The organism is Anaplasma ovis str. Haibei (genome assembly GCF_002214625.1).
Classification (GTDB): Bacteria; Pseudomonadota; Alphaproteobacteria; order Rickettsiales; family Anaplasmataceae; genus Anaplasma; species Anaplasma ovis.
Genome location: NZ_CP015994.1, coordinates 881,416 through 893,379 on the forward strand (window position 1 = coordinate 881,416; position 11,964 = coordinate 893,379).

General features: G+C 48.3%; 10 protein-coding genes. 8 read left to right on the forward strand and 2 right to left on the reverse strand.

The features are described from left to right. The first annotated feature begins 2 nt into the window (after window positions 1–2). The gene (locus AOV_RS03685; RefSeq protein WP_117374356.1) at window positions 3–422 is read left to right on the forward strand and encodes a P44/Msp2 family outer membrane protein; all 420 of its coding nucleotides are present in this window, start codon (window positions 3–5) and stop codon (window positions 420–422) included. Here the strand turns inward: AOV_RS03685 and rho are convergent. Next, entirely contained in the window at window positions 327–1,658 is a 1,332-nt protein-coding gene (gene rho / locus AOV_RS03690) for a transcription termination factor Rho (RefSeq protein WP_233497241.1), read from the reverse strand. The genes AOV_RS03685 and rho overlap by 96 nt on opposite strands. Before the next feature lie 841 nt (window positions 1,659–2,499). Here rho and hslV point away from each other — a divergent pair. Genes hslV through AOV_RS03710 form a run of 3 tightly spaced genes read left to right on the forward strand, consistent with a single transcriptional unit; the run spans window position 2,500 to window position 5,216 of the window. Next, on the forward strand, window positions 2,500–3,069 hold the full coding sequence (hslV, locus tag AOV_RS03700; RefSeq protein WP_075139185.1) for an ATP-dependent protease subunit HslV: 570 nt from the start codon (window positions 2,500–2,502) through the stop codon (window positions 3,067–3,069). A gap of 2 nt (window positions 3,070–3,071) precedes the next feature. Continuing rightward, a complete protein-coding gene (gene hslU, locus AOV_RS03705) occupies window positions 3,072–4,514 on the forward strand; it encodes an ATP-dependent protease ATPase subunit HslU (RefSeq protein ID WP_075139186.1) in 1,443 nt (480 codons plus the stop codon). A 3-nt stretch (window positions 4,515–4,517) separates the two neighbouring features. Then, entirely contained in the window at window positions 4,518–5,216 is a 699-nt protein-coding gene (locus tag AOV_RS03710) for a class I SAM-dependent methyltransferase (protein WP_075139187.1), read from the forward strand. Window positions 5,217–5,266: 50 nt separating this feature from the next. Here the strand turns inward: AOV_RS03710 and metG are convergent, their stop codons facing one another. Next, on the reverse strand, window positions 5,267–6,802 hold the full coding sequence (gene metG, locus AOV_RS03715; RefSeq protein WP_075139521.1) for a methionine--tRNA ligase: 1,536 nt from the start codon (window positions 6,800–6,802) through the stop codon (window positions 5,267–5,269). A gap of 266 nt (window positions 6,803–7,068) precedes the next feature. Here metG and AOV_RS03720 point away from each other — a divergent pair, with 266 nt between their 5' ends. The 4 genes from AOV_RS03720 (at window position 7,069) to cyoE (ending at window position 11,961) form a co-directional block, all read left to right on the forward strand. Beyond that, a complete protein-coding gene (locus tag AOV_RS03720; RefSeq protein ID WP_075139188.1) occupies window positions 7,069–8,307 on the forward strand; it encodes an aspartate kinase in 1,239 nt (412 codons plus the stop codon). Window positions 8,308–8,606: 299 nt separating this feature from the next. After that, on the forward strand, window positions 8,607–9,392 hold the full coding sequence (gene coxB, locus AOV_RS03730; RefSeq protein ID WP_075139189.1) for a cytochrome c oxidase subunit II: 786 nt from the start codon (window positions 8,607–8,609) through the stop codon (window positions 9,390–9,392). A 97-nt stretch (window positions 9,393–9,489) separates the two neighbouring features. Further along, a complete protein-coding gene (gene ctaD, locus AOV_RS03735; RefSeq protein ID WP_075139522.1) occupies window positions 9,490–11,046 on the forward strand; it encodes a cytochrome c oxidase subunit I in 1,557 nt (518 codons plus the stop codon). Window positions 11,047–11,055: 9 nt separating this feature from the next. Then, entirely contained in the window at window positions 11,056–11,961 is a 906-nt protein-coding gene (cyoE, locus tag AOV_RS03740; RefSeq protein ID WP_075139190.1) for a heme o synthase, read from the forward strand. Window positions 11,962–11,964 lie beyond the last annotated feature (3 nt).

Below are 11,964 nucleotides of genomic sequence, written 5' to 3' on the forward strand. Positions count from 1 at the left end.
TGATGTTGCTTAGATTCTTACTAGTTGCTGGAGTATCAACATGGAGTGTATTCCACAGTGTACCTGTGGGGGCTGCTGAGAAAAGTAAATCTCATCCACAAAGATTGGCGAATAGACCCGCAGGGAATGCTGGTAAAAACTTCTACATAGGCCTTGACTACAACCCCACCTTCAATGGCGTCAAGAATTTGAAAATCATAGAAGAAGTGGAGGGAGCTAGGGGCCTGTTCCCTCTCAGCAAGAATGCTAGCGATACCAGTGAGTTCAACTCATACCACTTCGACTGGAGTACCCCTATGTGTGGTATAGAGTTCGGGAACAGTACCCTAGCTGTTCATCATCTCAAAAAAGTCGTTGTTATCCTTGGCTATGCTGAGCTTGTCTCGCAGAAACTCCATGGCTTCAACTGGCCCCATTGCTGATAGTAACCTTCTAAGTAGCCATACCTTCTTCAAAAACGCACTCTCAATCAGCATGTCTTCCTTCCGGGTTCCAGACTTGGAAATGTCAATCGCAGGGTAAATCCTCTTATCCGCTATCTTCCTGTCTAGAATTATCTCACAGTTACCCGTACCCTTGAACTCCTCAAAAATCACTTCATCCATCTTTGAACCCGTTTCAATCAATGCTGTGGCAATGATGGTCAGTGAACCCCCATTCTCAATGTTCCTTGCGGCCCCAAAAAACCTCTTGGGCCTCTGTAGCGCGTTGGAGTCTACCCCACCTGTGAGTACCTTACCGGATGATGGCATAACCTCATTGTATGCACGGGCCAATCTCGTGATTGAGTCTAGTAGTATCACAACCTCCTTCTTGTGCTCTACCATCCTCTTAGCTCGCTCAATTACTATCTCAGCCAATTGTACGTGCCTGTATGCTGGCTCATCAAATGTGGAGCTCACTACCTCCCCCTTCACTGACCTCAGCATGTCTGTAACTTCTTCCGGCCTCTCTCCTATTAGTAGAACAATCAACTCCATGTTGGGGTGATTCATGGCAATGGAGTGTGCAATCTGCTGCAAAATCACCGTCTTGCCCACTCTGGGTGGTGCCACAATCAGTGCACGCTGGCCCTTGCCTAGTGGGGCTATGATGTCTACCGCGCGCATGCTGATGTCTTTCTTCTCTCCCCCAAAACCTTCCTTGCACTCTAGCAAAATCCTCTCCTCGGGGTATAGTGGTATCAGATCATCAAAGTGTACATACCTCTGTAGCTTCCCTATCTCCGTGTAGTTTATGCTATATGCCTTCACCAGCGTGAAGTATCTCTCCTTCTCCCCAGGTGCTCTGATCTCGCCACTTACTATGTCTCCCGTCCTTAAATTGAACTTCTTGATCTGACCCGCAGATATGTAGATATCATCACTACTTGCTGCATAGTTAGCCTCGGCTGACCTCAGAAACCCAAACCCATCAGGTAGTGTCTCTACCACACCGCCGCCTACTGCTATCCCTCCTTCGCTGATAACTCGTTTCATTAGCTGGAAAATTATCTCCTGCTTCAGCATCCTACCGTTGCTGACTACTCCCAGCTCCTCCGCCGTCACTAGCAGCTCCTCCGTGCTCTTCTGCTTTAGTTCACACAGGTCCAGTACCCTCCCCTCTTTGGGGAGGCTTTCTGCCACACCATCTTTCACTATCGACTCTTCCTTTTCCATGACACCTTCTGACATAAAATTCTCTTCACTAAACCCAACAAGTACAACTAATTATTTATTCCGAAGACAGCGCGCTACCCCCAGATTCCAGGAATACCAAACTTGAGCACAAGCGCTGAAGCACACCAGGCTTTCATCACGCTTCACTGAAAATCCGCGCTAGCAACGCCCTATGCAGGAGCTGCCACATCACACCACAACCTCTCAGGCACAGCAAGCCAACGCACAAAACCACCTCCCATCAGGGAAATTTTCGGATGAACCCCGAGCTTGGAATCTATACCATAACTCCTTACCGCACAAGTACATTTTTATGCCAAATTACGCAAAAAACGCCCCCTCCAGCCATGTGCGATAGCGAAAACACACACCCCGGGCCACCAGCAGAGGAAGCACACAACACAAACCACAGCTGGTTCACGCAAAATTGAGTACACACCCGAACAACACCAGGAATCTTAATGGACTCGGGAATGGCGCGGAACCGTAAGCGACATCAAAAGCCCGCGCTCACGTCGCGAGTGTATCACATTTTTGTCCTCCCACAACAATATTAAAAGTTATATGCGACAAAATTTGTGTATTGTCGGGTCTACCTGCGTGCTAATGTTCGCTGTAATTTGTTGCAAGAGTAACTGTAACCCATCTTCAGTTTCACAGCGTGCCGCCTCATGAAGATTCCCCGCAAAATCTTCGCTGGATTTCAGTGAAGTGAGGGTGCATAATCGTGAGCATTGAGTATCGATTGGTGCAATGTAACTGAGCTTATGGTAGGTGTTTGCTTGAATCGGTACCGTTCTTATTTCTCACCAGTAAGTGGTGGGTCGCAGGGAGTTTGGTTATGAACCATAGAGACAGCTACACAATGTACGGGACCACCATATTATGCATAAGGCAGGGTGGCAGCGTGATTATCGCAGGCGACGGGCAGGTTTCTATGGGCAGCGCAATAATGAAAACCTCCGCTAGGAAGATAAAGCGCCTCGCCGGTGATAGTGTAATCACTGGGTTTGCAGGCGCAACGGCTGATGCATTTACTTTGTTTGAAAGGTTGGAAGCTAAGTTAGAGAAGCACCCCAGCCAGTTGATGCGTGCGTGCGTGGAACTGGCAAAGGATTGGCGAAGGGATAAATATTTGCGAAGGTTAGAAGCTATGATGATAGTCGCAGATAAGTCTGTATCTTTAATAATTTCCGGCGGGGGAGACGTGCTTGAACCAGAAAACGGAATTGCGGCCATAGGGTCTGGTGGGAATTTCGCCTTGTCTGCAGCCAGGGCACTGTGCGCTGCAAGAGATGAGCTTTCTCTGGATATGACTCTAGAATACATAGCCACCGCGGCAATGGCTGTAGCCTCGGAGATCTGTGTGTACACTAATAACAATATTATTATGGAAAAGATAGAGGGGTGATGATGTCTTCCGATGAACTAGGTGCAGCAGGTGTCGGTAATTCGGGACCAGGAGAAATAAGAGGCTCTGACCAGAGCGGTAGTGAGCCCAAAAAGATTGGGGAGGGCATTGCGGAGTCAGAAGAAGAATATGAGACACGTGACCTTTCGCCGCGTCAGATAACCAGAGAGCTTGACAGGTTCATAGTAGGGCAGGAAGAGGCAAAAAAGGCTGTGGCTAACGCGCTTAGGAGTCGTTGGCGGAGAAACCGGGTTCCTCTCCCACTTCGAGATGAAATCATTCCCAAGAACATATTGATGATTGGGCACACTGGCGTGGGTAAAACAGAAATAGCCCGTCGTTTGGCAAAGCTCGCGCAGGCTCCATTTATTAAGGTGGAGGCTACAAAGTTTACCGAAATAGGTTACGTTGGACGAGATGTTGATTCAATAATGCGTGACCTTGTAGATCGGGCTGTTCTTTTGGTAAAGGAAAAGCACAGAAAGGTAGTGGCCAAGCAGGCGCGCAAGTCTTCCGAGGAAATTATACTAAATTGCCTGGTGGGTGTTGACGCAAGCGAAGAAACAAAAAGTGCCTTTAGGGAGAGGTTGAGAGCCGGAGAATTTGAGGACTCTGAAATTTCAATAAGCGTGAGGGAAAACAAGAACGTACAGCATTCTTTTGATGTGCCTGGTATGCCAGGTAGCCAGGTGGGGATTATGAACATCAATGAGATAGTGCAAAAAATGCTGGGGGGAAATAAGCAGTTTAAATCGCTCAAGACCACAGTAAAAGAAGCAAGGGAAATTTTGCTGGATGAAGAAACAGAGAAACTCATCGATGAAGATAAGATAGTCAGAGAAGCGCTGCATATTGCAAGCAACGAGGGCATAGTGTTTCTTGACGAGATTGATAAAATCGCTGCAAGAACCGAGGTCAGAGGGGAAGTAAACAGAGAGGGCGTTCAGCGCGATCTTTTACCACTACTCGAAGGAACCAGTGTAAGTACAAAATACGGAACGGTAACTACCGACCACGTGTTGTTCATAGCCTCGGGTGCGTTTCACCTTGCTAAGCCTTCGGATCTATTGCCAGAATTGCAGGGCCGGTTACCAATAAGGGTTGAGCTTAAACCTCTCAGCAGAGATGACCTGATAAGGATTCTTACCGAGCCTGAGTCTAACTTGTTAAGGCAGTATCGCGCCCTGATGGAGACTGAAGGCGTCAACGTAGAGTTTGCCGAAGATGGAATACTTGCCATCGCAGAAATAGCCTCCACCGTTAATCGGGAAGTGGAGAATATCGGCGCAAGGAGGTTGCACACCATACTGGAAAAGCTAATGGAAGATATAAGCTACAGTGCATCGGAGAACAGAGGGAAAACTTACGTTATTGATGAAGCCCATGTGAAGGAAAAGCTTGAAGATATTTCAAAGCAGATGGATTTGTCTAAGTTTATCCTCTAAGCGATGCCGTTGCAGTTGGAAGTCAACGAAGTTTTCTCTTCAGTAGCACCGCGCTATGACCTCATGAATGACCTCATGAGTTTTGGGTTACACAGGTTGTGGAAACAGGAATTGTGCGGTAAGGTCATTCGCAGGGATGGTGCACTGCTGGATGTGGCAGGGGGCACCGGAGACATAGCAATGCGAGCCTTGACAAGGCGCAGCGGATTGCACGTAACAGTTTGTGACATCAACCCAGACATGCTAGAGGTAGGGAGAGATAGAGCAATCAACTCCGGGCACACCAACATAAACTGGGTATGCGCCAGCGCAGAGAGTTTGCCGTTCACCCACAACTCCTTTGACTACTATACAATTGCCTTCGGAATGCGTAACATACCTGATAGAAAAAAGGCGTTGCAAGAGGCACATCGTGTGCTCAAACTCCATGGAAGGTTTCTCTGTCTCGAATTTTCCCCCATACAACGGCAAGGACTGTTTCGGACATTGTATGGCCTATACTCCGACTATGTAATACCAAATATGGGCAGGTTCGTGGCAGGTAATGTTGAAGCGTATACATACCTAACAGACAGCATAAGGGCGTTCCCAGCACCTGAAGAGTTTGCCCAGGAAATAGCAAGCGCGGGTTTTTTCAACGTTGCGTATCAAAACATCTGCAACGGAGTCACATCACTCTACAGTGCGTGGAAAGTAGATTAGATACCCTATCACGCTCCGGCAGAAGAAACTCTTCTGTGATTGATCTCAAGCTACGCAGTATCTAGCCTGCAGAAGACGGGTGTGGGAGTTTCCAAGGAGGTGCCGCTCTTGTGAAATTCGGAAAAATGCCCAAACGTGCGCTTATCAACTGGAAGCGATATTTGGTCAAGAATTTTAGACGCAGAATCGGGAACGAAGGGCTGCAACATGATTCCAATGCACCTTATGTATTCCAGCAGCTTGAATACAACCGCCTGTGCGCTTTTTCTATCTTCTTTGAACAGCTTCCACGGAGCTCTTCTTGCTATATACTCATTCGCTACGGAAGACAGATTTATAACAAATTTAAGCGCCTCAAAAAACCGGTACTCCACCATGTATTCCACATACTGCGCCAGCACCGCTTCGTAGTCTATCGGCGCTTCTTCCCCTTGCAACATGCCTTCTACCTCGGGAATTTTCCCACCGCACTCCTTATGCACAAGGGTTATAGTACGCTGGACCAGATTACCAAAATTGTTAGCCAAATCGCAGTTTATGCGTTCCACAAGGCCTGCGCTGCTAAAGCTTGCGTCGTTTCCTATGGGGGTTTCACTCAGTAAAAAATACCTGCAATTATCCAAACCGTATTGCTCTATCAACGCGAATGGGTCTATCACATTGCCGACTGACTTTGATATCTTTTGGCCCTCATTAAGCCACCACCCATGCGCAACTATTTGCTTCGGCAATGGCAGCCCAGCAGCCATCAAAATAGCAGGCCAATACACCGCATGGAACCTGAGTATATCTTTCCCCACAACGTGCGTGCTGACCGCGCCGTCACCCTCCCAGTAACACTTGTATTCCCCCTCAGTTTCGGGGAACCCAAGCAGCGCCAAGTAACAACATAGTGCATCCACCCATATGTATATTATATGCTCAGAGTCATGAGGCACCTCAATCCCCCAAGAGAGGCTTTTCTTAGATCTAGAAATAGATAAGTCCCGAAGACCAGATTCCACAAAGCTTATGACTTCATTGAACTTACCTTCCGGGATCACAAATTTCTGATTATCCGCATAAAACTTTAGCAGGCTTTCCTGCCACTCAGACAGCTTGAAGAAGTATCCCGGCTCTTCCAGCCACTCCACTTCGGCACCGGTTGGTGCTTTACCATCCACCAGGTCACGTTCTTGGTAAAAAGTCTCATCACGTACTGAATAAAACCCAGCATAGTGCCCAAGATATATCTGATTGTTGCTGCGTAGGCGCTCCCACAGCGCTAGCACAGCACTCTTGTGGCGTGCCTCGGTAGTGCGTATAAAGTCATCACAACTAAAGCCAGCAACCCCTACAAGTTTTCTAAACGAACCACTTATTTCATCAACAAACTGGCGTACTGGAACGCCCTTAGCACGCGCCATACTCTCGACCTTCTGGCCGTGTTCATCAGTACCTGTAGTAAACTTGACCTGCCTACCACTCAGATTTCTGAATCTGGCAGCAACATCGGATATAAGCGTAGTGTAGAAATGCCCTATGTGGGGGGTATCGTTGACGTAATATATGGGGGTTGTAACGTAAAAGCACTCCCCTCGCCTCACCAAAACCCCCAAATGCACTACATCTAGAACCGGGTATGGTACCAAAACCTTGCTTATTCTTCAAGCAGTAACCAACATTCGAGGAGCAAAGCCGCCCCGAGAAAATATCAGCCGCATTCACACCGTTAAATAGCACAACCCGCACGGCACAACCACAGATATACACGATCCAAAAAAACCTTTGTGGTCCACACTGGCAATTATCTGTGTAAAGGGCCTGGCAAATCAGTTACAATCCGCAACTACGTGGATATGCAAATCTGAGCATGGCTAGGATTCTGGTAAAAAAGTTTGGAGGCACATCCTTAAAAGATGTGGAGTGCATATCAAGAGTCGCCAAAATAGTGCGGCAAAGCGTAGAGCGTGGTTACAAGCTTGTGGTAGTAGTATCGGCAATGGGCCGATTTACGGATGAGGCCGTTACAACTGTGCAAGAGGTCTCAGAGCTGGCATCAGAAGCGCAGCTGTCGGAATATGACGTGGTCGTCTCTTCTGGAGAGCAGATATCATGTGGGCTTCTAGCGCTTGCATTGCAGCGTATAAACATCAAAGCAACATCCATAATGGGCTGGCAAATACCCATAAACACAACCGGGGAACACTCACGAGCCAGAATTGTAGAAATAAAACCTGACCGCATATTAGCACTCCTAGACGAGCATGATGTTGTGATAGTCGCGGGGTTTCAAGGTGTTCACAACTCGCGTATAACTACCCTGGGAAGGGGTGGATCAGACATATCCGCAGTGGCAATAGCCGCTACACTACAGCTGGACACGTGTTACGTGTATACAGATGTTGCGGGAGTTTATACAGCAAATCCTTGTTTGGTCTCAAGCGCGCGTAAGCTAGACCACGTAACGTATAACGACATGGTAGAAATATCCGCCTCCGGCAGAGCGATATTGAACGCACGCTCTGTAGAGATGGCTATGCGGTGCGGGGTGCGTATCCACGCACTGTCAAGCTCGCAGGAAGCGAAGGGCACATTGGTATCTTTTGAGCGTGAGAAGGAAATGGAAAGCAAAATAATTACTGGAATTGCTATCAGTAAAAATATAGCAAGCGTATCGCTTAGCGGAGTACCCGCAGTTCCCGGTATTGCCGCGGCACTTCTTCCCGTAGCGGAGGGTAGCATAGATGTGGATATGATAATGCAAACCATGGACGGAGAACTCCGCAATATTACCTTTACTGTGCAAGAGGAAGATTTACCTAAAACGCGAGATATTCTTCTACAGCAAAAACACAGCATAATGTATGAGAGTCTGGTAGTGACGGGCAGCCTGGCAAAGGTTTCTTTAGTAGGCGCATGTATGATATCGCGCCCGGGTGTGGCCAGTAGAATTTTTAGCACATTGGCCAGTGGCGGAATAGCCGTGTTGGCAGTCTCCACCTCTGAAATAAAAATCACTGTTTTGATGCATGAACAAAACGCTGAACCGGCACTTAGCCTTCTACACAAGGAATTCGCACTTGATCGTGAAAGTGTAACTTGTACATGAGTTGCGTGCTCATCGTCTGCTCCTACCCGGCCGCCAGAGCGTGGCCCCCACTCTGCAAAATTGTGTAACAGTTGCACTTTACCCAGGCACTTCTCTTGTATACATAACACACATTAGGCCGCCAGAGCGGCATTTGTGACACGCCACTTTGGCGCACACAAGTGTGAAGCCCCTCCCCGCATTGTTAAAGGTATGTTACCTGCATCAGCAGCCGTTACCAGCTGGAACAAAAGCCTTGCTATTTCCACTGTCGCAATGTACCATCCGGAGGTGTATGTTGGCTTTCACTGTGTTTTCCTATGCTCCGTGCGCTCGTTGTGGGTGTGTTGTTTGTATGCGGATTGCTATGGGGGCCCAGCGCGGGTGCCGGCGCGCCGTATCCGTGGCAGCTTGGGTTTCAGGAACCCGCAACAGAGATTATGGAGCTGATTGCCAGGTCCCATAGCTACATCATGCTTGTGATGTCCGCAGTAGCGGCTGTTGTGTTTTCTTTGATGTTCTACGCACTAGTAAAGTTTCGAAGAAAGAAAGGTGAGCAGGTTGAGTTTAACAATAAGAATTCTCACAACGTCGCGCTTGAGGTAGCGTGGACCTTAATCCCGTTGTTGATCGTCGGGTTATTGACTATAAGCAACGTGAAGCTCATAAAAAAGGAGCAGCAGATCCCCAAGGCAGACATTGTAATAAAGGCCATAGGGTACCAGTGGTACTGGACCTACGTGTATCCAGAGACTGGTATAAGATTTGACAGCTACATGAAGCCCGACTCAGAATTGACAAGTGGTGAATTACGCTTGCTTGAGGTAGATAACCGCATGGTTGTGCCGGTGGGCGAGGTCGTGTTGCTGCAGTCCACTGCCGGAGATGTGATACACAGCTGGGCGGTGCCCGCTTTGGGCATCAAAGTTGATGCGGTACCAGGGAGGTTGAACGAAGTGTGGTTCTCAGTGAAAAAACCCGGGGTTTACTATGGGCAGTGTTCCGAACTTTGTGGGAGGCTGCACGGCTTTATGCCTGTGGTGGTTGAGGCAGTAACTAGAGATAAGTTTGATGCCTGGGTAGCGCAGCGCAAAGAAAGCGGTTAGGAACCTGGCGTCAGTATGGTAAGCTGGGTAGGTCAAGGCTTAGATGCTTGTGGGTTGTTGCGTGTTTCCTCCCAGAGCTATTTAGGAGGTGGGTTATATGTACGGTGAGCATACGCCTAGTGGTTTGAAGCGGTGGTTATTCTCCACCAACCATAAAGACATAGGTACTATGTACATCATCTTTTCGATAGTGGGTGGTGTCATAGGGGGCCTGCTGTCCCTAATATTACGCGCGCAGTTGGCGCACATAGACGTGTTGCACGGAAACTACCAGCTGTATAACGTCATGGTTACTGGGCACGCGCTCATAATGGTCTTTTTCATGATAATGCCCGCTCTGACTGGGGGGTTTGGGAACTGGTTCGTCCCACTGCTAATTGGCGCCCCAGATATGGCGTTTCCGCGGTTAAATAACCTGAGCTTTTGGATGCTCGTGGCATCGCTTGCGCTGCTGTTTTGTTCAGTGTTGATTGGAGACGGCCCGGGGACGGGTTGGACTTTATACCCTCCATTGTCATATCTGTCTTCACACCCAGATGCATCCGTAGACATGGCGATATTGGCATTACACCTTGCGGGTATATCTTCGATAGTTGGGTCTATAAACTTCATAGTAACGATTTTCAACATGCGTGCCCACGGTATGACGCTGCTAAAGATGCCGCTGTTCGTGTGGACCATACTGCTCACTTCATTCATGCTCATAGTATCACTCCCCGTACTTGCTGGAGCAATTACAATGCTTCTGACTGACCGCAACTTCGGCACCAGCTTTTTTAACCCATCAGGTGGTGGTGACCCAATACTTTTTCAGCATCTGTTCTGGTTTTTCGGGCACCCGGAAGTATACGTGATAATATTTCCAGCGTTTGGAATCATAAGCCAAATAGTTTCTACATTTTCCCACAAGGCGGTTTTTGGATACCTGGGGATGGTATTTGCACTGGTTGGAATAGCAACGGTCGGATTGGTAGTTTGGGCACACCACATGTTTACTACCGGCTTGAGCACGGAAATGATCACATACTACAGCGTCACTACTATGTTGATAGGGGTGCTAACCGGGATCAAGGTATTTAGCTGGATAGCCACTATGTGGGGAGGAAAGATAGAGTTTAAGACCCCAATGCTTTTCGCGATAGGATTCATCTTCGTGTTCACGGTCGGCGGTTTGACTGGCATAGTAGTATCACACGGGGGGGTGGATAAAGTTCTGCATGACACATACTACGTGGTTGCCCATTTTCACTATGTGATGTCGATCGCGGCACTTTTTGCGGCGTATGCGGGGTTTTATTACTGGGTAGGTAAGATGTCAGGTAAGCAGTACCCTGAGCTTATGGGAAAAATACACTTCTGGTTAACCTTTATTTCGACCAACATCGCGTTTTTCCCTCAGCACTTTTTGGGGCTCGCCGGCATGCCTAGAAGAATTCCTGACTATCCAGATGCCTTTGCTCCGTGGAATTATGTGTCCTCCATAGGTGCGGGCCTTTCTTTTCTGTCTGCACTGCTGTTCATAGCAATTGCAATATACACATTGAAGAGGGGTAAGGCGGCTGAGGCAAACCCGTGGGGAGGTGATACTTTGGAGTGGACTATCCCCTCGCCCGCCCCGTTTCACACTTTTGAGGAAATTCCCAAGTTGGACTAAAGGACACATATGACAGCAACTTTTATCGAGGCCTCCCGAGAGAAAAGCCCCGTGGCTCTTTCCTCAGTTGGTGACTACATTCAGCTGCTCAAGCCCAGAATAATGTGTTTGGTGGTGTTTACTGCAATAACCGGAATGCTAATCGCACCGGGAACTATTCACCCACTAATAGGGCTTGTATCCACAGTGTGCGTGGCCATAGGTGCGGGAGCAGCTGGTGCGTTTAATATGTGGTACGATAGCGACATCGACGCGATTATGGACCGTACCAAAGGTCGACCTATACCTGCAGGTAAAATTCGTAGGGAACAAGCATTGGAGTGCGGCATGGTGCTTGCTACGCTATCGGTGTTTGTTATGGCAATAGCGGTGAACCATGTATCTGCGCTCCTTCTAGCGGGAAGCATTGTTTCTTATGCAGTAGTTTATACAATGCTACTGAAAAGGCGCACACCGCAGAATATAGTAATTGGCGGCATCGCGGGCGCTTTCCCACCAGTAATAGGCTGGGCTTCGGTTTCCGGAGCGCTATCACTTGAGAGCTTGTCTTTGTTTGCAATAATATTCACGTGGACACCTCCGCACTTTTGGGCCATTGCCCTACTCACTTCAGAGGAATACAAAAAAGCAAACGTTCCCATGTTGCCTGTGTATTGCATACACAAAACCAGAGCGCACATACTGTTGTATAGTATAATCCTTGCGGTCGTGGCAGCAACGCCGGGCTTGTTTGTGAAAAACCCTATCCTATATGAAACTTTGGCAACCGGCTTGAGTGCGACGTTTATCGCCTACGCCGTTGCTGTGTTCCGGGAAAAGGGGCAGCCGTCACATCGGACATGCATGGGGCTGTTTAAATATTCTATATATTACCTGTTTCTACTGTTTGCCACAGTGATAGCTTGCGGGCACTAGCCC

Excerpts from the sequence above, each read along its gene's own strand:
- AOV_RS03685 (WP_117374356.1), top strand. The coding sequence starts at position 3 with ATGTTGCTTAGATTCTTACTAGTTGCTGGAGTATCAACATGGAGTGTA.
- rho (WP_233497241.1), bottom strand. The coding sequence starts at position 1,658 with ATGGAAAAGGAAGAGTCGATAGTGAAAGATGGTGTGGCAGAAAGCCTC.
- hslV (WP_075139185.1), top strand. The coding sequence starts at position 2,500 with ATGAACCATAGAGACAGCTACACAATGTACGGGACCACCATATTATGC.
- hslU (WP_075139186.1), top strand. The coding sequence starts at position 3,072 with ATGTCTTCCGATGAACTAGGTGCAGCAGGTGTCGGTAATTCGGGACCA.
- AOV_RS03710 (WP_075139187.1), top strand. The coding sequence starts at position 4,518 with ATGCCGTTGCAGTTGGAAGTCAACGAAGTTTTCTCTTCAGTAGCACCG.
- AOV_RS03720 (WP_075139188.1), top strand. The coding sequence starts at position 7,069 with ATGGCTAGGATTCTGGTAAAAAAGTTTGGAGGCACATCCTTAAAAGAT.
- coxB (WP_075139189.1), top strand. The coding sequence starts at position 8,607 with ATGCTCCGTGCGCTCGTTGTGGGTGTGTTGTTTGTATGCGGATTGCTA.
- ctaD (WP_075139522.1), top strand. The coding sequence starts at position 9,490 with ATGTACGGTGAGCATACGCCTAGTGGTTTGAAGCGGTGGTTATTCTCC.
- cyoE (WP_075139190.1), top strand. The coding sequence starts at position 11,056 with ATGACAGCAACTTTTATCGAGGCCTCCCGAGAGAAAAGCCCCGTGGCT.